17 protein-coding genes, 1 tRNA gene and 1 pseudogene are annotated in these 24507 nt (G+C 65.2%); 12 read left to right on the top strand and 7 right to left on the bottom strand.

Features of this window, described 5'->3' with window-relative positions; genetic code table 11:
• The first annotated feature begins 560 nt into the window (after positions 1 to 560).
• The 8 genes from R5W23_RS22930 (at position 561) to R5W23_RS22900 (ending at position 10075) form a co-directional block, all read left to right on the top strand.
• Complete coding sequence (locus tag R5W23_RS22930) at positions 561 to 2627, top strand: AAA family ATPase (protein WP_320688311.1); 2067 nt, start codon at positions 561 to 563, stop codon at positions 2625 to 2627.
• A complete protein-coding gene (locus R5W23_RS22925) occupies positions 2624 to 3619 on the top strand; it encodes a hypothetical protein (RefSeq protein ID WP_320688310.1) in 996 nt (331 codons plus the stop codon). The genes R5W23_RS22930 and R5W23_RS22925 overlap by 4 nt, the downstream gene beginning before the upstream one ends.
• Before the next feature lie 167 nt (positions 3620 to 3786).
• On the top strand, positions 3787 to 4092 hold the full coding sequence (locus R5W23_RS22920; RefSeq protein ID WP_320688309.1) for a hypothetical protein: 306 nt from the start codon (positions 3787 to 3789) through the stop codon (positions 4090 to 4092).
• On the top strand, positions 4085 to 4645 hold the full coding sequence (locus tag R5W23_RS22915; protein ID WP_320688308.1) for a hypothetical protein: 561 nt from the start codon (positions 4085 to 4087) through the stop codon (positions 4643 to 4645). The genes R5W23_RS22920 and R5W23_RS22915 overlap by 8 nt, the downstream gene beginning before the upstream one ends.
• A gap of 149 nt (positions 4646 to 4794) precedes the next feature.
• Positions 4795 to 5877 carry a hypothetical protein gene (locus tag R5W23_RS22910; protein WP_320688306.1) on the top strand — a complete coding sequence of 361 codons (1083 nt, stop codon included), beginning with the start codon at positions 4795 to 4797 and terminating at the stop codon, positions 5875 to 5877.
• Between the two features lie 125 nt (positions 5878 to 6002).
• The gene (locus R5W23_RS32790) at positions 6003 to 6266 is read left to right on the top strand and encodes a helix-turn-helix domain-containing protein (RefSeq protein ID WP_407936158.1); all 264 of its coding nucleotides are present in this window, start codon (positions 6003 to 6005) and stop codon (positions 6264 to 6266) included.
• Complete coding sequence (locus R5W23_RS22905; RefSeq protein WP_320688305.1) at positions 6266 to 8722, top strand: DUF3987 domain-containing protein; 2457 nt, start codon at positions 6266 to 6268, stop codon at positions 8720 to 8722. Before R5W23_RS32790 ends, R5W23_RS22905 begins: the two co-directional genes overlap by 1 nt.
• An 18-nt stretch (positions 8723 to 8740) precedes the next feature.
• Positions 8741 to 10075, top strand: coding sequence for a tyrosine-type recombinase/integrase (locus R5W23_RS22900; RefSeq protein WP_320688304.1), 1335 nt, complete (start codon positions 8741 to 8743; stop codon positions 10073 to 10075).
• On the opposite strand, the gene R5W23_RS22895 is transcribed toward R5W23_RS22900, so the two are convergent.
• The 3 genes from R5W23_RS22895 to R5W23_RS22885 all read right to left on the bottom strand — a co-directional run bounded on the left by R5W23_RS22895 (position 10045) and on the right by R5W23_RS22885 (position 14294).
• Positions 10045 to 10140: transfer RNA gene (locus R5W23_RS22895), tRNA-Sec, on the bottom strand. The two genes, R5W23_RS22900 and R5W23_RS22895, sit on opposite strands and share 31 nt — an antisense overlap.
• Before the next feature lie 362 nt (positions 10141 to 10502).
• Entirely contained in the window at positions 10503 to 12659 is a 2157-nt protein-coding gene (fusA, locus tag R5W23_RS22890; RefSeq protein WP_320688303.1) for an elongation factor G, read from the bottom strand.
• A gap of 315 nt (positions 12660 to 12974) precedes the next feature.
• Positions 12975 to 14294, bottom strand: a complete 1320-nt coding sequence (locus tag R5W23_RS22885) for a HEAT repeat domain-containing protein (protein WP_320688302.1) — start codon at positions 14292 to 14294, stop codon at positions 12975 to 12977.
• Between the two features lie 623 nt (positions 14295 to 14917).
• Between R5W23_RS22885 and R5W23_RS22880 the strand changes: the two genes are divergently transcribed.
• The 4 genes from R5W23_RS22880 (at position 14918) to R5W23_RS22865 (ending at position 20471) form a co-directional block, all read left to right on the top strand.
• The gene (locus R5W23_RS22880) at positions 14918 to 15406 is read left to right on the top strand and encodes a chemotaxis protein CheW (protein ID WP_261189456.1); all 489 of its coding nucleotides are present in this window, start codon (positions 14918 to 14920) and stop codon (positions 15404 to 15406) included.
• Between the two features lie 82 nt (positions 15407 to 15488).
• The gene (locus R5W23_RS22875) at positions 15489 to 17501 is read left to right on the top strand and encodes a methyl-accepting chemotaxis protein (RefSeq protein WP_320688301.1); all 2013 of its coding nucleotides are present in this window, start codon (positions 15489 to 15491) and stop codon (positions 17499 to 17501) included.
• A gap of 381 nt (positions 17502 to 17882) precedes the next feature.
• Complete coding sequence (locus R5W23_RS22870) at positions 17883 to 18371, top strand: chemotaxis protein CheW (protein ID WP_261190559.1); 489 nt, start codon at positions 17883 to 17885, stop codon at positions 18369 to 18371.
• An 84-nt stretch (positions 18372 to 18455) separates the two neighbouring features.
• Entirely contained in the window at positions 18456 to 20471 is a 2016-nt protein-coding gene (locus tag R5W23_RS22865) for a methyl-accepting chemotaxis protein (RefSeq protein ID WP_320688300.1), read from the top strand.
• Positions 20472 to 20619: 148 nt separating this feature from the next.
• On the opposite strand, the gene R5W23_RS22860 is transcribed toward R5W23_RS22865, so the two are convergent.
• The 4 genes and pseudogenes from R5W23_RS22860 to R5W23_RS22850 form a co-directional block, all read right to left on the bottom strand.
• Entirely contained in the window at positions 20620 to 21225 is a 606-nt protein-coding gene (locus R5W23_RS22860) for a hypothetical protein (protein WP_320688299.1), read from the bottom strand.
• A gap of 1166 nt (positions 21226 to 22391) precedes the next feature.
• Positions 22392 to 22712, bottom strand: a complete 321-nt coding sequence (locus tag R5W23_RS22855) for a hypothetical protein (protein WP_320688298.1) — start codon at positions 22710 to 22712, stop codon at positions 22392 to 22394.
• Between the two features lie 48 nt (positions 22713 to 22760).
• A pseudogene (locus R5W23_RS32785) lies at positions 22761 to 22961 on the bottom strand (HNH endonuclease); the annotation flags it as partial.
• Between the two features lie 59 nt (positions 22962 to 23020).
• A complete protein-coding gene (locus R5W23_RS22850; protein ID WP_320688297.1) occupies positions 23021 to 24424 on the bottom strand; it encodes a hypothetical protein in 1404 nt (467 codons plus the stop codon).
• Positions 24425 to 24507: the final 83 nt, after the last annotated feature.

Here is a 24507-nt window from a genome sequence, read left to right as displayed (position 1 = left end):
CCGGCGGGCCTCTTGGCCCGCCGGTAGGCGCCGGGAGTGCGACCGGGAACCCACAAAGCCGAACCGAACCGCCGACAGCGACGCCGCGCGCGGTGCCATCAGGTGAGTAGGGGGACGGTCCGCGCGGGCACCGCGACCGAACCCGCTCCGGGCGCATCTCGCGCGAGCAGAGCTGTAACGGGGGTTACAGAGCACGAGAAACAGGCGATGGGGCCACGACTGGACATCTGCGGGGCTTCGGACTGCCGATTCGCTACCCGCTCGCTGGTCGCCGCTACCACCGAATCGTGCCCGCAAAAACCGGAGAACGCTCCCGGTGAACGCAGACGGGTTGTTGGCTTCGACGAGTGAATGTGTCGCAACATGTTGTTAGGGTGTCAGTTGCGGCCGAAGTGCGTTGAGGCGTCCGTTTTCGCTGTCGGACGAGAAGCAGGGCCGATAGGCTCACGCGGGCCGAAAGAACTTCCGGAAGCGGTGTTTGAGCGGAATGCGATCGGAATGTGCGGGATGTGCCGAGTGGGCACGGCCCCGCGCCCGAACTGGGAACCACGGAACGCAGCATGATTACGGCCGTCGAGATCGAGAACTTCAAGGGCGTCCGCGAGCGCACGCGGATCGAGGTCCGGCCGATCACGCTGCTGTTCGGCCCGAACTCGGCCGGCAAGAGCACGCTCTTGCACGCGCTCCAGCTCGCCCGCGAGGTCTTCACGCGCCGCAACCTCGACGTGGACGTGACCGACGGTGGGGCTAACTTCATTGACCTCGGCGGGTTCCGCAACTACGTCCACGGCCGCGACCTAACGAAGGCTATCACCCTTCGCTTCGACCTCGACCTGAGTAGCACTGATTTCCTGACCGGGTACCCCATTACCGAGTTTAAATTGCCGATTCCCGACCGGAACGGTGATGAACGCGACGTGTCAACTATCGGGGACGACATTCGCTCGGGATGGGTCGAGATTGTTATCCGCTGGAGCAATTTGACTAACAGGCCGTACCTGTCTCAATTCTCTGTGGGCTACGACGGAGAGGGGTTCGCACAGATCAACGTTCACCCGCAGACAACAGGAACGTGGATCGATGCGCTGAACATTCATCATCCTTTGGTACGTTGGTCGCAGCCGGTAACGAGCTTCGGTGTAATTGATGCGCTCCTGCCGCGCGTTCGAAACATTCCCGCGGGATTGTACTTCGGAACGACCGAACCGGTGGATCGTGCGGATCTGCCGTGTGCAGACGGGACAACATTCCTGATCCGAACGAACTTCTCAGAAGGGGCTAAAGAGTGGTCGCTGCGGCGAACCAGAGAGTGGCACTTTTCTCAAGATGCGGATAACGACACGGAAGGCGTTGCCCGTGTCATTCTGGCCGCCGCACCAGACGGCAGTTGCGTCCGGCTGTGGGGCGCCGAGTTCAATCGCAACGAATGGAGCGACGAGCAAGCACAGTTCGCTTTCGATCACGAGATTCACACCGACGGTTTGGACCGCGGCGCCTATGCAGATGCGCTAGCAAGAGTTTACGACGAAGACGGGGGTACCGAAATCACAGATTTGGGTCTCGTCGCGATGCCCGATCTGGACCGCGGTTTTGAGATCGTCCACAACGCGTACCCGTGGGATGTGAACGGCACCGAAGAATCCCGGTCAGTCTTGACGCAACTTCTCAACCGTCTCTTACTCGTTCCCGCCCGTCTGGTCCGTTCAGCCCTTGCCGAATTCCGTTACGTTGGCCCCGTGCGTGACGCAGTGCCGCGACACTTAACCTTGCCGCGGTTTCATGACGCACGGCGTTGGGCCGGTGGCCTGGCGGCCTGGGAGGAACTCACCCGTGAGCCGGCCGGCATCTTGACACCGAATGGAATCTCGCCAGAACGCCAGGATATTGCAGCTCAAGTTAACGAATGGCTCAGTAGCGAAGACCGCCTCAATACCGGGTTCGGTCTACGCGTTGAGCAGTTCCGCGAGCTACCGACCGAACACGAGCTGAGCACATTGCTCGAGCGTGGTGCGTTGCTTGACGAGATCGATTCAGACAAGATCAAGGGGTTGCTCCGTAGCCTCCCCGTGCTTCGGCGGCTGGTATTGGTCTCGCTGTCAACGCAGCAGAAATTCCAGCCAGCAGATGTGGGCCAAGGGATCACACAAGCGGTGCCGGTGATCGTGGCGGCGATCCAGGCATTCGGCGGAGAAAGACCTCGGGGCGGATTAGTAGCAATTGAGCAGCCCGAATTGCATCTGAACCCACGACAGCAGGCCGCACTTGGCGACGTGTTTCTCGCGGGTGCGTTACAATCGCCAAAGAACAGGCTCATCCTGGAAACGCACAGCGAACACCTGATCCTTCGTCTCCAGCGCCGTATCCGTGAAGCAACGGAACGCCGAGAAACCCTTCGTGACGGCGGTGGCCGGAACCGGATGGCTTCGATTCCGCCGCCGGAGAGGGCGCCGGTTACCGAGCCGCTCGCTCTTGATGTGCGCGACGTGGACATCGGGGTCGTTTACGTGCGCAGCACCGACGGCCGTACACTGTTCGAGCCGATGGCACTCGACCTGACCGGCGAGTTCGTTCTGCCCTGGCCGGACGACTTCTTTGAGATCGACTTCCACGAGAGGTTCGGCAAATGATCGCCGAGTTCGCCCTGACGCCGTGGGTATTCGACCAAACCGCTCACCACAACAGCACCGAGGACTGGCGTATCTGGTTAAGCACGCTCGCGCACCGCATGTTTCCACAGCGGAACCTGTGCCCCGTGTTGGTTACCGATCTGAGTGGACTGTGGACCGAGGCCGCCCGCAAATTCGTAGACCAGATTAGCGATCACCGCGCGAAAGGGTACGCACAACGGCTGTTCGCCCAAATCGGCGCACGCCTCGTGCGGCGGCAACTTGCCCCCGGAGCCGTCAATCCCGCGCGCGAGGACTGGTGGGCTCAGGCGGGATGCCGTGCTTCGACTGTCGAACTGATTGACCGATTGATTGCGACCGCCGGATGCCACGCGACCCTGACTGGCACGCTGTCCGCGTTGCGATCACTTGCAGACGTCGAGGACGACCGCTTCTGGCAAGACATTTCGGTCGAATGGTCTCCGTTGGCGACCGTCCCTGCACAGGTCGCCACGCTCCGAAAACTGTCACTGCACGGGGAGTTCGTTTGGCTCGCCACTCCGTATGCAACCGGAGCGCGGCACGACGAAACGCCCTTCGCGTGCGCGATGATTCGTGATGTGTTCCGACGGCCGCGCGGTTTTGACCCACCGGTTGAAGTAGAACTTCACACCCAACGCCCGCACGTCGGGACGGTTGCCGAACACCTCGACGCGGTTTGTGAAGCGGTTCTGCCGTACCTGCCCAAAGCGCAGACAGTTCGGCATGTTGTGTGGGAGAAATTACTGGAACGAATCGCACTTGCGGGCGTGTTCACCACCACCTCAACGGGGCGCAAACACGCGCCCCGTTGGGGCGTTCACATGGGCCACATCGCTCGGAAGCACGAAGCACAGAGCGGCGCCACGCACGAATGGAAGCAACTCAACGACGATCGGGTCGGATACTGGTTCGGCCAGTTCGGTTCACGAGGTCACAACAACTTCGTCACGTCCGAAGAGATTCGGCGGTAAATTGCCATTCCTCCGCCAGCTCCTTTTCGTGCCGTTATGCAGAACAGGAATCGTGCGACTAACTCAGCTTGCGCGCCCAGAGTCATTACGGGACAATTGAGCCGGTGCGTGTAAGTGGGGCACGCGAAAAGTTGTTGCACAAGGCCGAATGCGCTCGAGGTGCCTTGATGGGCTGGGAGCAACGCAACGGCGGGACGTACTACTACACCGCGAAGCGGGTCGGCGGGCGCGTGGTGAAGCAGTACGTCGGCAGCGGTGTGATCGCCGAACTGACGGCGCAGCTTGACGACCTCAACCGCGCCGAGCGTGCTCGAGCGGTCGAAGAAGAGCGGCACGAGCGGGAATCACTGAGTGCCCTTGCTGCGTCACTCGCCCCGCTGAATGACTGGGCCGACGCCGCAACAACCGCAGCCCTGATTGTGGCGGGGTGCCATCGGCCGAAACGCGGGCAATGGAGGCGGCGCCGTGTCTAATGGTGGAGCGAAGGCACCTGATGCGAGACCGGCCACGCCGGCCGATTCGGGCCGGTCGCTGGTGCAACTCAAGGACGCCGTTCAGCGCGCCGAAGGGGGCGATCCGAAGGCGCTGGCCGAGGTGCGCGAGTGGCTGGCCAAGCCCGGACTTGCTGGCTTCCTTGGCGGCGACCTCGCCAAGGAAGCGCTCGAGCGGTTCGTGCGCACCTACGCGGGCGGCAACCCGGTCGTCTACGAAGCCGTCAACCGCAAGCTCACCGAGATGCGGGGCGAACTTTCCGGCTCGAACCCGACGACGGTCGAGAAATTGCTCGTCGAGCGGGTGCTTGCGACGTGGCTGCACCTGCACCACCTCGAAGCGGTGTACGCGGGCAAAGAGAACGTGTCGCTCGCCCTCGGCCTGTATTACCAAAAGGCCATTTCGGCCGCCCAGAAGCGCTACCTTGCGGCCCTCAAAGGTCTGGCAGAGGTGCGCAAACTGGCCCTGCCCGCCGTTCAGGTCAACATCGCGCGTAAGCAGATCAACCTGGGCACGGGCGTGGTCACCTCCTGACCTTCGGATTTCCGCCGGGAGCGGCTACAGTTCATTGAACGGGACGGCGTGTCGGGTTGCAAACCGGCACACCAAGCGCCCGGGATTGGCGCGGATTTTCGCTTTTTCCGCACCAACCCCGGGTGACCCGTCATTCGAAAGGCGAAGTCATGGCGGACACCCCTCCGCCGGCCGGTCTGTTAGACCGCGCCGGCCGCGTCTTTTTTCTTGCCCGCGAGTTCGTGAGAACCCTTACCGAACACGACGATGCAGGTCACCTCTTGCGAACGGACACTGCCTCTGCGTGGGAGCAGAGCCGACCGGCATTTGATGGCTTGTGTGCCGCACTCGAAGAGTTGGGCGACGAAAGACAGAGTTCTCCACTCGGTTTCGACCTCGTTACCGAGATGCTGCGCCGAGTAGAGGGAATCGCTCTGCAAATGCACGAAGTTGCGCAAAATGCAGACGGCCACCTGTGGCGAACACTAATCGAATTGTGTCTTCATCTGGAAGTCGCCGTTGCGAACGGGGAAGATGTACTTCGCCGTGCGGGGCTCCCTGTACCCGCAAACACTTCCCGTGCGCGTCTCGAGCGGCTCATCGTTCCTTTTGCAAGCGATTCGGTCCCCGAAGCTGAAGTTTCGGAACCCGTCACGATCGACAACCTGCTGGATTACGCCGTTCGCGTTCGCGATTCGCTGGACGACACGACAGATCTGACTCGAGACGAATCGCTGAATCTCATCCAGGTGGCTAAGGCCTATAAGGCGGCCAGTGAGTTCGGATTGGTGCGAGCATCTGAGATCCCCGAAACCCTACTCGATAACAACGGCGCAAAGCGAAAGCTCGACACACTCATTCCGTTACTCCGCGCCCGGCTCGAATCGCCGTCGGATACTCTCAACGCTCGAGTGCTCGACTTGGGGCCAGCGGGGGCGCTCCTTCGCATATTCACAAACGGCCTGTCCGACGAACGCATCAAGAGCGCGTTGCGTGCATTTATGAGAGCGAATCAGACCGCAAACGAGAAGCTGGTCGCGATCGACAGAATCCTCCCAATTCCTCCAACTGCATCTGCGGAGCAATTGGGGGAATTGCTGGGAGTTACGAAGCAGGCGATCCTTAAAACCGGATGGTGGATCGAGCACCGCAAGGGTGAAAAAGCGGACGAGATCGGTCGTCGACGCTCGGCCCATCAGAAGCGAGCCGAGGGATACGAGCCGCCTAATTCGGCCTCCAACGGGGGGCGGTAACCGGTTACCGCCGAGTTACAGCTTACCGGAATCACAGCACTTCCCTGCCACTAATTACGAGAACATGCTCGACGGTTCGTGCCACAAGGTTACCACCAACGGTTGCCGCCGCCGGCTTCGGGGGTATGCGGGGCGTACTTAGCGCCCCGCGCTCTGCTGAAGCAGCTACCATGACGACCGAAGGTGACTCACCCGCTTTGGCTTTGCGCCCGCGTGATGCTGCCCGTGTCTTGGGCGTATCCGCCCGCACATTATGGGGTTGGACGCAAGCCGGGCTCGTGCCCTGTGTCCGTGTCGGGAGTGGCAAGCGCAAGACCGTGCTCTATCCCGTCGCCGATCTCCAAGCGTGGCTGACCCGTCAGTCGGAAGCAGCGAAGGGGGGCAACTAATGAGCCCCGTGGAACTGCTCCTGTCGAAGCTGCACGGCGTGAAGAAGGTTGGAACGGGGTGGACCGCCCGATGCCCGGCTCACAAAGATGCGCGGGCGAGCCTGAGCGTTTCCGCGGGAACCGACGGCACTGCCCTCGTTAAATGCCATGCGGGCTGCACCACCGGGTCGGTCGTTGCGGCCATCGAACTGGCAATGTCGGATTTGTTCCCCGGGTGCCGCACCCCACCAGTCAGTAAGCAAGAGGACTTCACGTCGAAAGGGCGGGCTTTCCCTCACGCCCGCGACGCCGTCGCCGAGTTGGAACGGCAGCACGGGAAGCGGTCGGCTCTGTGGACGTACACCACGACTCACGGCGAACCGGTCGGAGTGGTGATCCGCTGGGACCGCGACAACAAGAAGAACATTCGCCCGGTGTCGCGGCACCCGAACGGCTGGCGGATCGAGGCCATGCCGGACCCGCGCCCGCTCTACAACCTTCCCGCGTTGGCGAACGCTGCCGTGGTTCTGGTGGTCGAAGGTGAGAAATGCGCGGACGCGGCCCGCGCTCTGGGTTTCACCGCGACCACGTCGGTCGGCGGGTCGCAGGCGGCACGGAAAACCGACTGGTCGCCACTGGTCGGGAAAGAAGTTTGGCTGCTCCCGGACAACGATGAACCGGGTCGCAAGTACGCCGAGACCGTGACCGACACCTTGGTCAAGTTGAGCCCGCCCGCAGTGGTGAAGGTCGTGGGCCTGCCCGACCTGCCCCCGGGGGGAGACATCGCGGACTGGATCGACGCCTGCGGCACCAAAGGCGATGTCGACGCTCTGCGTGCGGAGATCGAGGCGCTGGCTGCGACCGTTGAGCCCGAGGTCGGAGCCACGGCAGACGATGCAGATCGCTTCCGCCCGTTCCCGGTGGGCGCGCTGCCCCAACCGGCGCGCGGGCTCGTGACCGCGGGGGCGAAGGCAATCGGCTGCGACCCGTCGTACCTCGCGCTGCCGCTGCTGGTCGCGCTGGCGTCTGCCATCGGCACGACGCGACGACTGGAGTTGAAGCGCGGCTGGTCCGCGCCAGCGATCCTGTGGGCGGCGGTCGTGGGCGAGAGCGGTACGGCGAAAACGCCCGCGTTCAAGTTGGTGATGCGCCCGCCTCGTGACCGGCAGCGGAAGGCGATGGAGCGGCACGACGACGAGAAGAAACAATACGAAGTGGAACTGGCCCGGTGGGAAAAGGACTACGCAGCGTGGAAACGGAGCAAGGGCACGACCCTCGATCCTCCCGCAAAACCGGACGCACCTGAGTCCAAACGCTATGTCGTCTCGGACATCACGGTCGAAGCGCTGGCGCCGATTCTGCAAGCGAACCCGCGTGGGGTGCTTTTGGCCCGGGATGAGCTCGCCGGCTGGCTCGGTTCGTTCGACCGATACGCGGGCAACGGGAAGAGCGGAACGGACTCGGCCAACTGGCTGTCGATGTTCAACGCCGAGAGCGTTGTTGTGGACCGCAAGACCGGGACGCCGCGGACGGTGTACGTCACACAGGCGGCCGTGTGCGTAGCCGGTGGCATTCAGCCCGGCATTCTTCAGCGTGCCCTCGGTGCCGAGCACCGGGAGTCGGGGCTGGCCGCCCGGTTGCTGCTGGCGTGTCCGCCGCGGAAAGCGAAGACGTGGACCGAGGCCGACATCGACCCACGGGCGGAAGCAGAGATGGCTGCGCTGTTCGACCAACTGTACGAACTCCAACCGACCGAGACCGAAGGTGAACCCCAACCGGTGTTGGTGCGCCTGTCTCCGGCGGCGAAGTCCGCTTGGACCGCGTACTACGACGCTCACGCGGCCGAGCAAGCGGACCTGACGGGCGACTTATCGGCGGCTTGGTCCAAGCTCGAAGAATACGCTGCCCGGTTGGCGCTGGTGGTCCATTTTGTGCGATGGGCGGCACACGATCCGAAGTTAGCAAATGCTGAAATCGTGGACGCCGAAAGCATGGCCGCCGGAATCACTTTGGCGGGATGGTTCAAGCACGAAGCGCGGCGCGTGTACGCCCTGCTCAGCGAGTCCGAGGCGGACCGCGACCGGCGCCGATTGGTCGAGTGGGTCGAGCGTCGGGGCGGCCGCACAACCGCCCGCGAGGCGCAGCAGGGGTGCCGCTGGCTGAGTAAGGCTGGCACGGCAGAAGCGGCTTTGGAAGAGCTGGTGAAGCTTGGTCGGGGCTCTTGGTTACCGCCCCAAACGACCGAGAAGGGCGGACGGCCGAAGCGAGTGTTCACACTACCCACACCACTTCCTGTCTACGAAAGTTCGTCAACGCACGTTGAAGACGTGGGTTCCGTAGACGTAGACACTGTAGACGAGGCTGAAACACACGCGACGAGCGAAACCGAACTGTTCCCGTTCGGCGCTAACAACCCCGACGACCCGGACGGCGACCGACTGTTCCCAAACCCGTCGACTCGCGGCCTGCCAGATTAAACTTCAGCGAGAACACTTATGGCTTCTATTGCTGACGACCCGAACGGCCGGCGCCGCATCCTGTTCGTGGCCCCGGACGAGAAGCGTAAAACGATCCGCCTCGGCAAGATCGACCGGCGCACCGCCGAAAACATCTGCCGTCACGTCGAAGCGTTACTCGCTGCCCGCATCAGCGGGCAGCCGCTTGCTCGTGACACCGCGACGTGGCTGGCCGACCTGTCACCCAAGTTGAAGGACAAGCTCGTGTCGGTCGGGCTGTGCGAATCGGAGCAGAAGTTGGCCGTCGGTCAGTTCCTCGACGACTGGCTCGCGGCGCGGCGGGCGAGCGGGCACGCCGCGTCTTCTCTGCTGGCTTGGGGGCAATCCGTTCGCGAAATGAAAGGCATGTTCAAGGATCGCGCGATCACGAGCCTCACGCACGCGGACGGTGAGGCCTACCGCAGCGCGATGCAAGCGCGAGAACTGCGCTCGACGACCGTTCACAAACGGCTCGGACACGCTCGGCAAATGCTCGAGGACGCGGTTCGCATTGGGCACATCTCGACGAACCCGTGGAAGCACGTTCGGCACCGCCAGGGCGACCCGTCGGAGCGTCGCGCCTACGTGCCCGTGGCCGATATGTACCGCGTCATCGAACGCTGCCCGAACGTGTGGTGGAAGTTGCTTGTCGCCCTGGCCCGGTTCGGCGGGCTGCGGATACCGTCGGAAGCGTTCTCGCTGACGTGGGGTGACGTTGACTGGGAGCGCAGCCGGCTGACGGTGCCGTCCCCGAAAACGAGCAACCAGGGGAAGCCGCACCGCGTGATCCCGCTGTTCCCGCTCCTGCGCCCGTACCTCGAAGCCGCATTCGAGCACGCCGAAGAAGGGAGCGAGTACGTCGTCCCGAAGGAGTACCGCGAACGCGCCGAAGGCGAGCGTGAGTGGAACGGAGCGAACCTGCGCACGACGTTCGGCAAGATCGTCCGGCGGGCGGGGGTTGATCCGTGGCCGCGAATCTGGCACTCGCTGCGTGCGTCCTGTGAGTCGGATCTCGCGCAGAGCTTCCCGCTCGCAACGGTCACAAAGTGGCTCGGGAACACACCGTCCGTTGCACTGCGTCACTACGTCGACCCGACCGAAGCCGCGTTCGATAAAGCTGCGACGTGGACCCCAGAGAGCGGCGCAAAAAGCGGCGCACAGGTGGCGCAGAATCCGGCACAGCAGGGACGCGCGGGGAACCGCAACAAATCGCAAACGGGAACCGCAAGTGCTGAAGAATCCAGTACTTCCGCGGCTTCTTGCGACTCACTGCAACTTGCCGCATCGATCTGCACAAACGATCAGCGGGAGCGGATGGGAATCGAACCCACCTAGAGCGTTGTTCACACCCTACACAGGTTTTGAAGACCTGGGCCGACACCAGTCGTGCAAACGCTCCCGGGACAGCAGACGCATTGTAAGGTCGCGGGGAACGTGGGGAAAGACGGGCTTTGTGAAGGAGGTACGCCGCTGCCGCTCGCGCGGGGCGGCGGCGCCTCGTTGACCCCGCCGGAGGTGAGGACGTATGAGCGGCGCACCGCTTGCCGAAGTGGGCCTTCCGAAGACGATCGCGGGTGCCCCCGCGGACCGGACGGGGCGCCCCGCGCACCCGGACGCGCTCCAAGGGCGAGGGGGCACGGCGCGAGCCGCACTGGCGCGGCGGTCGGGCTTCGGTCCGGGGATCGGGAGCGAGAGCGGCGGCAAAAAAGAACCGCCGCCCGAGCGGGCGGCGGCTCGTGTTGGGCACGGCGTGCTCAACGGGTTACTTCTTGTCGGGCTTCGGGATGTCGGCCAGTTCGACCGGCACCGCGGCGTAGTGGCTGAACTCCATCGAGAAGCTCGCCTGGCCCTTGGTGGCCGAGCGGAGGTCGTTGGTGTACCCGAACAGGTTCGCCAGCGGAACCTTCGCCACCACCTGGGCGATGCCGCCGTCCTCGCTCGTCTCCTCGATCACGCCGCGCTTCGAGCTGATGTTGCCGGAGATCTGGCCCTGGTAGTCCTTCGGGGACACCACCACGACCTTCATGATCGGCTCGCGCAGCTCGATGCCGCCCCGCTCCTGGGCCTCGCGGAAGGCTTCCAGGGCGCACAGGTAGAACGCGTCCTGCGAGGAGTCCACGTCGTGCATCTTCCCGAAGTGCAGGTCGAACTCCAGGTCCACGAACGGGAACGGGTACTTGTACCCCTTCTTCGCGCCCTCCCGGAGACCTTCCTCCACGCTCGGGATGTACTGCTTGTCGATGGCCCCCTGCGTGATGCTGTTCTTGAAGTAGACGCTGTTCGGGTCCGGCTTGACCTTCGGGTCGCCCAACTCCTCGATCTCCTTGACCTTCTCCTCGATCTGCTCGGGGGTGAGCGGGCTGTACTTCACCGAGATCACGGCGAACTTACCGCGACCGCCCGTCTGCTTCTGGAACTTGTACTCGAAGTCCACCTGCCGGGCGAGGCACTGGCGGTACGCCACCCGCGGCTTGCCCAGCGTGATGAGCTTGGTGTCCTCCTGGGGCACGCCCACCGCGCGCTTCAGCTTCTCGATGGAGATTTCCAGGTGCAGCTCGCCCATCCCGCTGATGATGGTGTCCTTGGTCTCCTCGTCCGTGTGCGTCTTCAAAGTGGGGTCGTCCCGCACGAGGCGGTTCAGCGCCTCGCCCACCTTGCCGCTGTCCAGCGTCTTGCTGAACGAGAGCGCCTGCGACACCACCGGCTTGGGGAACTGGATGGCTTCCAGGGCGATCGGCTGGTCCGGGTCGCACAGGGTGTTGCCCGTGTACGTCTCGGACAGGCCCATCGCGGCGACGATGTCGCCCGGGTTGGCCTTCTCCAGCGCGACCCGCTTGTCGCCCATCATGCGGTAGAACCGCGCGATGCGCTCCTTGCGGCCGTTGGTGGTGTTCGTGTACGTCTCGCCGGGCTTCATCTCGCCCGAGTAGACGCGGATGTACACGAGGTCGCCGTTCACCTCGGCGACCGTCTTGAACGCCAGCGCGCTCATCGGCTCGGCGGCGTCCGGCTTCCGCTTGAGCGCCTCCTTGGTCTTCGGGTGCAGCCCGTCCACCGGCGGCCGGTCGAGCGGCGACGGCAGGCAGTCCACCACGAGGTCCAGCAGGTGCTGCACGCCGTGGAACATCTTCGAGCTGCCGCAGTGGACCGGCGTGAAGATGTTCTCCAGCGTCCCCTTGCGGAGCGCGGCCCGGATCATCGGGATCGGGACTTCCTTTTCCTCGAGGATCAGCTCGGTGATCTCGTCGGACGCAGCGGACACGCCGTCGAGCATCTGCACCCGGCGCTTCTTGGCCTCCTCGAGGTACTTCTCGGGCACGTCGGTGGTGAAGAACTTGCGGTGCGTCTTGTCGTTCAGGTCGCGGGTGATGAGCTTCATCTCGATCAGGTCGATGATGCCCTCCAGCGCGCTGTCCTGGCCGGCCGGGATGGTGACCACCACCGGGTTGGCGCGGAGCTTGGTCTTCATCTGCTCGACGCAGCCCCAGAAGTTGGCGCCCATGCGGTCCAACTTGTTGACGTACGCGAGCCGGGGGACCTTGTACTTGGTGGCCTGGCGCCACACCGTCTCCGACTGCACCTCGACGCCGCCCTTGGCGCAGAACACGCCGACGGCGCCGTCGAGCACGCGCAGGGACCGCTCCACCTCGGCCGTGAAGTCCACGTGGCCGGGGGTGTCGATGATGTTGATGGCGATCGGCTCGTTCTTGCGGTCGGCCCAGTCGATGGACACGGCCGCCGAGTTGATCGTGATCCCCTTCTGGCGCTCGAGCGGGTCGAAGTCGGTGGTGGTGTCCCCGTCGTCGACGTCGCCGACCTTGTGCTTGGTGCCGCTGTAGTACAGGATCCGCTCCGTAGTGGTGGTTTTACCGGCGTCCACGTGAGCCATGATCCCGATGTTGCGTACTTTGTCGAGCATCGTCGTGCGGCCGGGGTGTTTGTCCGGCTCCTTCCAAAAGGGTGCGAACCGCTCGGAGTGAGGGGTTCAAGCGAACCGCGCGGCCGTTCGCCGCGTAGCCCCGCTCCGAGGTTAGACGCGGTCGGCCGGGCACGGGTTCAGCGATTGTCGCCGTTTCCGGTGCCCGGGGGGCGTGACCGGCGCGTCGCGCCGAGAGCAATATTGTATCGTATCGCAGAACAAACGCGCGTCCAGTCCGGCCCTTGTGAAGGGCGGGTGAAACCTCCGGGACACCTCGTCCGGTGCCGCGGCGCTGGCGCCCCGGGCGGCGGTGTGCTACCGCGGCGGCTGGGGCGCGCGGTCCTTCTGAAGTCCCGCGCGCCACGCCTCGTAAGTGGAGCCGTGGTCCCGGCCGGTCAGGTGCCGGAGGGCGAACAGCACCGCCTCCCGCTGCGGCCACGTCCGCGGGAGCAGGTCCTCCCGCTCCTGCCGCTGGAAGGCGGCCGACTCTTGCGCGGCGAGCGGGCGGGTGCGGACCAGGTAGTCGTACCGCTGGTTCCCGGCCCACTTGCCCGGCCGCTCGACCGGCTGCACCACCGCGAAGTCCGGCCGCAGGAACGTCACGTCGGCGCGGACGAACAGCCCGGTCTGGTAGTCGCGCTGCGGCGCGTCCTCGCCGGGCTGCGGCACCCGGCCGCGGACGAGGTCGTCCTTCGACTGCGACGGGGCGTGGCACACCATGCAGTTGCACAGGTGGTTCACCCGGACCAGCTCCCGGCGCACGTACCCGGGCGCCTTGGCCCGGCCCGCGCCCGCGGGGGGCTCCGGTTTGTAAGGGCGGTTCGGGTCCGGGTCGCGGAGCCGCTCGACCAGTTCCGGGACGAGGTCCGCTTTGCGCAGCGCGACGAGCGCCTCGGCGGCGTGGTCCGCGGCCGGCGCCCACGGGTAGCGGAAGGCGCGGTACAACTCCGGGGCGTACTCGCCGGCCGGGCGGTCGGCCAGCGCCCGGGCCGCCCGCTCCCGCACCTCCGGCGCGAGGTCGAACACCGCCCGCTGGGCCAGCGCTTGGCTTGCTTCCGGGCCGGTGATCCCGGCCAGCCGCTCGACCAGCAGCAGCCGCACCGGGGCGCCCTCGGCCTGGAGCGCCTGGGTCAGCGCCGGGACCGCGGCCGGGGCGGTCCACTCCTTGTCGGCCAGCCGCTCGCGGAGCTTGACCGGGTCGGGCACCACGTCGCCGCGGGGGGCGGACGCGCGCAGGGCGGCGCGGAGCTTGGCCGACGGCGCGTGGAGCTCCTCGGCGCGGTCGCGGCCGAGCGCCGCGTCCGCGGCCCCGACCCACGGCAGCGCGAGCAGGTCGGGCCGGCGGATCTGAAGGGCCATGCGGGTGTACGCCGCCCGGCCGTAGTCGAGGGCCGGGTCCGCCCTGGCCGACCCCTTGACGAGCGGGGCGTACAGGGCGCTCGCGCCGGGCTGGTCCAGGCCGACCTCGGGCACGAGCAGCAGTTGCTTGCGGAGCTCCTCGTCAGTCGCCCGCGAGCGCCGCTCGAGCGCGTTCGGGGCCGGGTCGGACCGGTCCTGCGCGGCGGCCTCCGGAGCGGCGACGGCGAGTACGAAGATGAGAGCGGCCACACCGGCCGGGCGGAACGGGCGATTCATGGCGGCTCCCGCGCGGAACGGACGTCTCGAAGAGCCGTTCCACCGTATCGGCCGGCCGACCGTGGTGCAACAAAAACCCAAAACCGGCTGCGGCCGTTCACCCGCCCGCGTGCGGTGGCACGTGTCGCGACCGGGCGCGCGGTGCCGCGCAGGCGCAGTGCCGCAGGGCCGTGCGGCCCACATTCGCAATACAGTCAGCACATCGCCGACTTCATGCACCCCGCTCCGGTCGGCCGATGGGAACCGCTGGCCTTGTTGGAGTTGGAACGTGGCGCGGCACGAGCATTCTGTCGCGTCTCATCATTTCAGCCGCACCGGGCTTCAGGGCCAGAGCGCGGCCGAATCAACACTCGTGAGCAAATTTGCCAAAATCGCACACGAAAATACGGATGCGTCAGCGCGACCCGGCCGAACGGATTCACGATCCGGCATTCGATCGTCCCGAAAGCGGCTGTCGCGCACATGTCTAAGAGACCCTCTCGACGGCCCACGGCGAGCCTTTTTTGTCTCGTACCGATGCGGGCAACTTTCATTTTTTAGCGCCGATGCTTGGTGTTAGCGGCGTTTACAGCGCGCTCGTTATTTTTCATCGCGGGCGCTGACTTTTACCTCCACAGTGAACAATGCACAACAACGAGGCTGACGGCCCGCAGTCTCTCCCGTCCGGCAGCGGCCAGTTCCTGACGTTCCGGCTGCGGGACGAGGAGTACGGGGTGGACCTGCTGCGGGTGCAGGAGATCAAGGGGTACTCGAAGGTGACCGCGCTCCCGAACACCCCGCCGGAGGTGCGCGGGGTGCTGAACCTGCGCGGGGCGGTGATCCCCATCGTGGACCTGCGGGCCCGGTTCGGGCTGGCGCTGACCGAGTACACACCGTTCACCGTGATCATCGTGGTGACCGTCGCGGACCGGTCCGTGGGGCTCCTGGTGGACGCGGTCAGTGACGTGCTCAACGTGGGGGCGAACGAAACGGTGCCGCCCCCGGACCTGGGCACCCACGCGGACACCGCACTGCTCACCGGGATCGCCCGGGACGGGCAGCGGCTCGTGTCCCTCATCAACATCGACCGGCTGGTGGGGATCACCACCGCCGAACCGGCGCTGCCGGCCTGACCGTCGTACCTCTCCCCCTCGACGCGACCCGTGCGCCCGGGCGGCTATGTAACACCACACTAACTGATCGGAGACACGACTCGTGATCGATTCAATCCTTGCGGCACTATCCAAGTTGCGCCTCGGCCCGCGCTTGGTAGGCGGATTCTTGCTAGTGGCCGGGGCGTGCGCGTTCCTGGCGTACCAGTCGATGGACGCGCTGAACGGGGTCCGCGAGTGCCAGGTCAACGCCAACACCAACCTGTTCCCCTCGGCCCTGGCCCTGGGCAAAATGGGCACCAACATCGTGGCGATCCAGCGCGCCGAGCGCACCGCGGTCATCTTCGGCAAGCGCGGCGACGAGGCGACCCTTGGTACGGCCAAGGCGGCGTGCGAGCAGGGGCGGCGGGAGGCCGACGACGGGGCCAAGGCGTACACGGCCCTGCCGATGACGGACAAGGAGGCGGTCCTGTGGAAGGCGTTCGAGTCGAAATTCGCGGAGTGGAAGCGGCTCAGCGACGAGATCTGGGCACAGATCGACCGGCGCGAGTTCGATAAGGCCGAAGAAGCGCTGGCCCGCGAGACCCCGGTCATGCGCGAGATGAACGCCGCGCTGATGGCGGTGCTGGACGGGCAGCAGGCGATCAGCAAGGAGGAGAACGCCAAGGCCAACGAGGTGTTCGACCACGGCCGGCGGACCATGTGGACGGTAAGCATCGGGGCGGTGGTCGCCGCGGTCGGGCTCGGGCTGCTGCTGACCGCATCGGTGGCCCGCCCGCTGACCGCGACCATATCCGTGCTCGAGGGCGTGACAAAGGGGGACCTGAGCCGCAAGGTGGAGGTCAAGTCGGAGGACGAGCTGGGGCAGTTGGGTGCCGCGCTGAACGTGGCCATCGACGGGCTGGCCGCGGCCAAGGAGGCGGAGCGGGCCGCCGTCGTGCGGGACAAGGAACGGGCCGACCGGGAGGCCGCGGCCGAGCGCGAGCGGGCGGAGCGGGAGGCCGCGGTGGAGCGGGAGCGGCAGGAGCGGGAGGCCGCGGTGGCGGCCGAGGTGCGGCGCAAGGCGAGCACCATCCAGGCGACCATCCAGGCGCTGGCGGCGGGGGACTTCACCGCCACCGTGCCGGACCTGGGGGCCGACGACATGGGGCAGATGGCCCGGTCCCTGAACGAGGCGGTGCTGAGCGTGCGGACCGCGATGGAAGGGGTGCGGGAGGTGTCCGAGCAACTGGCCGACGCATCCGGCCAACTGTCCAGCGCCAGCGAGGAGATCTCGTCCGGCGCCCAAGAGCAGGCGTCGAGCCTGGAGGAGACGGCCAGCTCGTTGCAGGAGATCACGGCCACGGTCAAGCAGAGCGCGGACAACGCCCAGCAGGCCCGGCAGTTGGCCAGCGGTTCCAAGGAGGTGGCTGAGCGCGGCGGCACCGTGGTGAGCGGCGCCGTCGAGGCCATGAGCGAGATCAACGCGTCGAGCAAGAAGATCGCGGACATCATCACGACGATCGACGAGATCGCGTTCCAGACCAACTTGCTCGCCCTCAACGCGGCGGTGGAGGCGGCGCGGGCGGGTGAGCAGGGGCGCGGGTTCGCGGTGGTGGCCACCGAGGTACGGAACCTGGCCCAGCGGAGTGCGACGGCGGCGAAGGAGATCAAGGGGCTGATCCAGGACAGCGTGAAGAAGGTCGAGGCCGGCACCGAGCTGGTGAACAAGTCCGGTGACACGCTGGCCGAGATCGTCACCAGTGTGAAGCGGGTGACGGACATCGTGACCGAGATGGCGTCCGCCAGCCGGGAGCAATCGAGCGGCATCGAGCAGGTGAATAAGGCGGTCTCCCAGATGGACAGCGTGACCCAGCGGAACGCCTCCCAGACCGAGGAGATGAGCGCCACCGCCCAGTCCCTCACCGACCAGGCCGCACAACTCCGCGACTTGGTGAGTCGGTTCAAGCTGGGGCACGGTGGGCCGGCCCCGGCGGCGCGGCCGGCGAAGCGGCCGGCGGGGCCGAAGCCGCGACCGGCGGTGGCCAAGGCGCTCAAACGCAGCACCAACGGGAACGGGAACGGCAACGGGCACGAGCTGGACGCCATGAGCGGCGACGGGTTCAGCGACTTCTAGCGTCCGGTCGCGCGGCGACCGGGTCATCGGTCGCCGCGACGTTCCCAGCGCCCCTCTTCCTTCTACATGGCCCGACGGCGGCTCTCCGCACCGCCGGTGCCGGCCCCGTTCCGAGGACGGGCGATCGGGGTAACCGGACAGTATTTGGCAAATCCGCGCGGCCATCTCACGATATACGTGTCGGGGGAACCCCGACGCGCCCGGCGGGTTCAGCGACTTCTGACGCAGCTCCCCCCGGCACGCGCAGGCAGGTCTGTTCAGTTCCTGTTCCGGGCAGGCAAATCTTGGCACCGTAGCATCGATGCTTGAGGTTACCAGCACCGCTCCTGCGCGCACGTCCTCTTCGTTCCGGGCGCGGGCACATAGACCCGTAGTGTGAGAATGGACACCAACGAACCCACCGGCCCACCGGCCCTCTCCACCGGCAGCGGCCAGTTTCTGACGTTCCGACTGCGGGACGAGGAATTCGGGGTGGACCTGCTCCGGGTCCAGGAGATCCGCGGTTACTCGAAGGTGACCGCACTTCCGAACACCCCGCCCGAGGTGCGCGGGGTGCTGAACCTGCGCGGGGCGGTGATCCCCATCGTGGACCTGCGCGTCCGGTTCGGGCTCCCCCCCACCGAGTACACCCCGTTCACCGTCATCATCGTGGTGACCGTGGCCGATCGGGCCGTCGGGCTCATCGTGGACGCGGTGTCGGACGTGCTCAACGTGGGCGCCAAAGACGTGGTCCCCACGCCCGACCTGGGCACGCAAGCCGAAACCGCGCTGCTCACCGGGATCGCCCGGGACGGGACGCGGCTCGTGTCCCTGCTCAACCTCGACCGGCTCGTCGGGGCGCGCGCCCCGCAAATGGCTCATTCGTTTTGACGGCTGCTTAACTCTTTCCGCCCGGCGTGCGAACGGACGCGCCGGTCCCCACGCGTGCTTGCGCAATTGAGAAAGGCGTGACCCATGATCGACTCGATGCTCCCGGTGTTGTGGAAGGTGCGGCTGGGGCCGCGCCTGGTGTGCGGGTTCCTGCTGGTGGCCGGGGCGTGCGCGTTCCTGGCCTACCAGTCGATGGACGCGCTCGGCGCGCTCCGCGAGTGCCAGACCAACGCCAACTCCAACTTGGTGCCGTCCGCCCTCGCGCTGGACAAGGTGCGGAGCGGGCTGCTCACCGTTCAGCGGCTCGAGCGCAGCGCGGTCATCTTCGGCCGCCGCGGCGACGACCGCATCACGAGCCAGATCCGCGGGACGCACGAACAGGCGCGGCGGGAAATCGACGAGGGTACGAAGACGTACACGGCCCTGTCGATGACGGAGAAAGAGGCGGCCATGTGGAAGGCGTTCGAGGCCAAGCTCTCGGAGTGGAAGCGGCACAACGAGGAGATCTGGGCGCAGATCGAGCGGCGCGAGTTCGAGAAGGCCGAGGACGCGATGTCCCGCGAGACCGCCCCGATGCTCGAGCTGAACACCGCCCTGACCGGGGTGATGGACACCCAGCTCGCGATCAGCAAGGACGAAGACGCCCGGGCCACCAAGGTGTTCGAGCAGGGGCGGCGGACGATGTGGACGGTGAGCATCGGGGCGGTGATCGCCGCGGCCGGGCTGGGGTTGCTGCTGACCGCGTCGGTGGTCCGCCCGCTCACCCAGACCGTGTCCATACTCGAGGGCGTGTCGAAGGGGGACCTGAGCCGCAAGATGGAGATCCAGTCGACCGACGAGATGGCGCAACTGGGGACCGCGCTGAACGTGGCCATCGACGGGCTGGTCGTCTCCCGGGAGGCCGAGCGGGTCCAGGCCGAGCGGGAGAAGGAGCGGATCGCCCAGGAGGCGCGGGCCGTCACCGAGCGGGCCGAGAAGGAGGCCGCCGCGGTCGCCGACCGGGCCGAGAAGGCGGCCGCCGTGGTCGCCGAGTTGCAGCGCAAGATGGACGCCATTCAGGCGGGGGTGGACGCACTGGCGGCGGGCGACTTCACGGTGACCATCCCGGACCTGGGCAACGACAACGTGGGACGGATGGCGCAGTCGCTCAACGCCGCGGTGGTGAACGTGCGGACCGCCCTGGAGGGGGTGCGGGACGTGTCCGAGCAGTTGGCCGACGCGTCCGGCCAACTGTCCAGCGCCAGCGAGGAAATCTCGTCGGGCGCCCAGGAGCAGGCGTCCAGCTTGGAAGAGACGGCCAGCGCGTTGCAGGAGATCACCGCCACGGTGAAGCAGAGCGCCGACAACGCCCAGCAGGCCCGGCAGTTGGCCAGCGGGTCCAAGGAGGTGGCCGAGCGCGGCGGTCAGGTGGTGAGCGGCGCGGTCGAGGCCATGAGCGAGATCAACGGGTCGTCGAAGAAGATCGCCGAGATCATCACGACGATCGACGAGATCGCGTTCCAGACGAACCTGCTGGCCCTGAACGCGGCAGTGGAGGCGGCCCGGGCCGGCGAGCAGGGCCGCGGGTTCGCCGTGGTGGCGTCGGAGGTCCGCAACCTGGCCCAGCGGTCCGCCACCGCCGCCAAGGAGATCAAGGGGCTGATCCAGGACAGCGTGAAGAAGGTGGACGCCGGCACTGAGCTGGTGAACCGCTCCGGCGACACGCTGGCCGAGATCGTCACCAGCGTGAAGCGGGTCACCGACATCGTCACCGAAATGGCCGCCGCCAGCCGGGAGCAGTCCACCGGCATCGAGCAGGTCAATAAGGCCGTCTCGCAGATGGACACGGTCACCCAGCGGAACGCCTCGCAGACCGAGGAGATGAGCGCCACCGCCCAGGCGCTGACGGACCAGGCGGGTCAGCTCCGCGATCTGGTGGCCCGGTTCAAGCTGGGGCACGGGAACGCGGCCCCGGCGGCGGCGCGTCCGGCGAAGCGGTTGGGGCCGAAGCCGCGGCCGGCGGTGGCCAAGGCCCTCAAGCGGAGCAGCAACGGCAACGGCAACGGTCATGGGGGCGGGCATGAGTTGGACTCCGCAGACGGCGGGTTCAGCGACTTCTGATGCAGTCCCCGGTCGCGCCGTGGGTGCCGCGTTCTTGACGCACCACGCACCCCCGGCGGCCGACTCTTCGACCGGCGGTATAAGGCGAGCGGGACACCCGCACCGCTCGGCACGCCGGCAGATTTCCCGGACCATGATCCAACCGACATCAGCCGGCTGCGGCTCGCATTTCCAGTTCCGCGAGCAGCTTGAGCAGCCCGCGGCTGGGCGCCACGAGCGGCCGGCCGGGGGCGTAGCTGAGGGCCGGCGGTTTCGGATCGGGAACCTCCTCGCCGGTGCGGGTGCTCCAGCGCCGCTTCACCCGCGGGGGCGGCGCGTCGTCGTATTCTTCGAGCGACGCCGGGTCGGTCACCTCGTCGAAGCCGTCGGCCGAGACCGGCAGCGGTTCCACCCGCACGGCTGCGCGGCTGCTGGTGCGGTACAGCCCGCCGTTGCGCAGCCGCTCGGCCTCGCGCCGGCACTCGGACCGCAGCCACCGGCTGGCGAACCCGCGGAACGCGCCGCCCAGGTCCCCGCCGGGCGGCAGCCGGCTCTCGTCGAACCGGGCGATGAGCTGGGTGAGGGTGACCAGCGCGCACCCCTCGATCTCCCGCTCCTCTTCGCTGCCCGCATGGAACCCGCAGTCGGCGCGCACGCCCCGGGCGATGGCCCGCGCCCAGACGAGGTGGTCCGCGGCGTCGAGCCGCAGTTCGCGGAGCCCTGGGGGCGGACCGAAAAGGGCCGGCTGTTGCGACCGGGCGAGGACGGCAGGCATGGCGCACTCCAGTGAACATAGGTATACATCGAAGTATACCGCCCTGTCCCGTTGATGCCATTCCGCGGCGCCGGCCGGACCGAGTTTTGTCCCTGTGGTGTGCGGGCGTGCGGACGTTGCGGGAACGAAAGTATTTGCCGGTTCGGTGCCGGGGGCGTTCCCGACCACGTGCTGAGGCGGTCTCGGTTCGCATCCGCTTTCGCTGACATCGCGCCGCCTCCCCTGGTTCGAGTTCGATCGCAGGGGGCCGGGTCCGCTCGGCACACCCCGCACATTCCGATCGCATTCCCCTCAAAACGCGCTTCCGGAAGTTTTCCCGGCCCGCGTGGGGCCGTCGGCCCCGGTTCGCGTCCCCCCAGCAGAAACCCACGCCCTGACACGTCCCCGCCACAACTAGCGACCCGTTCACACGTTGCGGCGCCTTCACTCACCGAGGCCGACAACCCGTCTGCGTTCACCGGGAGCGTTCTCCGGGTTTTGCGGGCCGGATTCGGTGGTAGCGGCGACCAGCGAGCGGGTAGCGAATCGGCAGTCCGAAGCCCCGCGGATGTCCAGTCGTGGCCCCATCGCCAGTTTCTGGTGCTTTGTAACCCCCGTTGCAGTTCTCCTCGCGAGGCGCGCCGGATCGCCGGAGGGGAGTTCCGTCGCGGTGCGCGCGGACCGTCTCCCTACTGACCTGATGACACCGCACGCGATCCGGTTGATGTCACGCCCGACGGAAGAGTGTCGGTGATAGGGGAACGCAACCTGCGGGCGGACACCGGCGGTTCGACACGCGCCAGATTCAGGAAGACTTGCTCAGGCATCACCGCGACTGCTACGTGCCGCTCCGCCACGCCGTGAAAGCGGCCCTTCAGACCGCCACGGATGCGCTCGCCGTCGAGCAAATCGCGCTGGTGGACCTCAAACCGCGCACTCGTCGTTGTGCTGGTGTTCCCGTAGCGGACAATCACGGCGCGAATCCCGGTTGGCTATGGGGTTATGGTGCCGGGATGATGGGTTGCCCGGATGAAAGTTGGCAGGGCGGTAAGTCTGTTCTCAGGTGCCTATTGGCGCGATCCCGCCAATCGGACCCAATACCGCGGTGCGTGAGTGAGTTGGTGTGACAGCGGGGGGGGGGGCTCCGGTGCGCGCCCGCATCGGAGCGCATGCCGTTCGCCAATGATTCAATAGATGTCAGACAGCTCGCCGTTGCGCTGGCGTGCTGTGTGAGAAGCGTTTAATCCCTCAGGTTTGGCGTTACCTCCGGGCGGCTCGTAGATTTTTAGATCGGGCATATTCGAGGGATAGCTTCGCTGGCGCTTACGTATCGCCTGTACACGAGGATTATCTGGATCAGCGGCCGCCGCTGCTTCAATTAACAAGTGATCTAGTCGACGCTCATTTCGCCACTGCAAATTAAGCCGCAGCATCTCTATCAACTCTTCGCCCAGCAACGTTCGACCAATTACGTTGCCGTCATCGTTTACCACGAGGTGTTCAGCCATTGCGTGAGTGTCTGGGCATATCGGGCATTCGTATATACCCTTCGCACTGTTGCACCAATTGCAGGCGTATGTCAAATTGGTGTATTCCGTTTCGAGTTCAGGACATTCCGATTTTGCGGCAATGTGATCCACGCTAAACGTGCTATCGCCGCTCTCGCTCCACCGCTCGCGCGTGAGGCAGTAGACGCACCGAAACTCAAATTCGTCACGCAGGAAAGGTTTGCACTTCTTATAGTCGAGGTATCCCATAGGCGCGTGGATACGCACGTGTTTCGTATCTGGATAAGCGAAGATAGGGCGCAATGGCGTCATTTGCGCAGAATAGAGGTAAGGAACTTACGATCCGCGTCGGTAAGCACTGAGGGCGGTTCCGATTGTCCTAAGTAACGGTCTGCAAGCTCCTGCAAGCGAGCTAATTCTGATTCTTCGTCTGGTAGCAGTCCGCCGCCACGGTATTTTTTCTTAACAAGTGATACTCGCTGTTCGTTCGCCAGCGACCATGCCGACGAGTCGATTACGGCCGGGGTTTGTACAGTATTTGTCGCTGCGCGTGCCATTATGCGAGCGACTTCATCAGAAATGCCAAGCAACCATACGGCAGGTATTGGTGAACACTCTGTTGCGTCACCCGCTGATGCAACAAGATAACGCAGCTCCTTTCGCATCAAGGCCATGAAAGAATCATAGGCCATGATGTCATGCCCTTGCGAAAGTACAGCTAGGCGACATGCACTAAGAACACACAAGTCAAAAGCTCTAGGGCGGTTGTCGGTGACGAAACTGATTGTCAATCTGTTTAGCAAGTGACAGACCGCTCGCAACATTTCTGCGGCGGCAGCCGCGACCGCAATGGCTGTTATCTTTTTATCAGTGAGCCAATCAAGACTGTTGCGTAGCTCACTCCAATTATTGGGAAGGCGAGAGTCATGTAGTGTGCTAGCTACTAACCACCGCGTATGCCTGTTTACACTTTCTTTGTAGTCGAAATTGCTGGACAGCACTGCCCAAGACAATAATTCAAAATCGTCACTATCTTCGGGTTCGATGGCGTCCCCTGGTAAACATGGTGATGCATTGGCTGTTCTGGTTTCTTTGGGGAAATCTCTGGAATCGGAGTCTTCTGCAAGGTGATCTTCGTAGGTGGGATTGTTGTGATGATTGGAGAGCATCGCTAGCCGAAACAATATGTCGTTTATCTGCTTTCGTCGCCACGTGCGCACCATTTCTTCGCTCGCAGGCAGCGCGATCGCCCTTGCTGATTTTGCTTCGTTAGTGGCCCTTTCAAATGCGTCTGCAGACTGCCTCACATTGGTCGCTCTTTCAATGTATGCTTGATCTCCGGGTTCGGCTGCCGCACGCGCTTCGCACACTTCGGCTTCATGGCGGGCGTTGCGTGCTCGATAACTTAGATTGATCACTTCGCGGTGTAACCCCTCAAGATGGCTCAGCGTTTTTTTAAGCTTGTTTGGCGCGCGCAACCATTCTGGCGACGCCTGCAAGGCGTCGAGCGAGAAAACTGGCGGCTCAAGGGCAAAGCGCTCTGCGATGTTGATCGCAGTGAGGGCTGAAGCCAAAGCCGATTCTGTGCCGTCGTTGTATATGTTGCCTGTTTGTAAAATTGAAATTTTCAAACAACGTGATGCAAACGCAATCTGCCACCAAGCCGGCAGTGCATTTAGTTCCCGTGCAGTTAGTTGCTCACGCTTGTCCAAAACAACCCTCTAGTGGTTCTCGGTGCCTGGGTCGCTCGGGCTCTTTCTTGCCGATAGTGAAGATTACAGTCTAAGAAGCCCGC

Origin of the sequence: Gemmata algarum, from assembly GCF_034097035.1 — a bacterium.
GTDB lineage: Bacteria > Planctomycetota > Planctomycetia > Gemmatales > Gemmataceae > Gemmata > Gemmata algarum.
The sequence above is the reverse complement of the archived record's forward strand: the minus strand, read 5'-3'. Positions and strand labels throughout refer to the sequence as shown.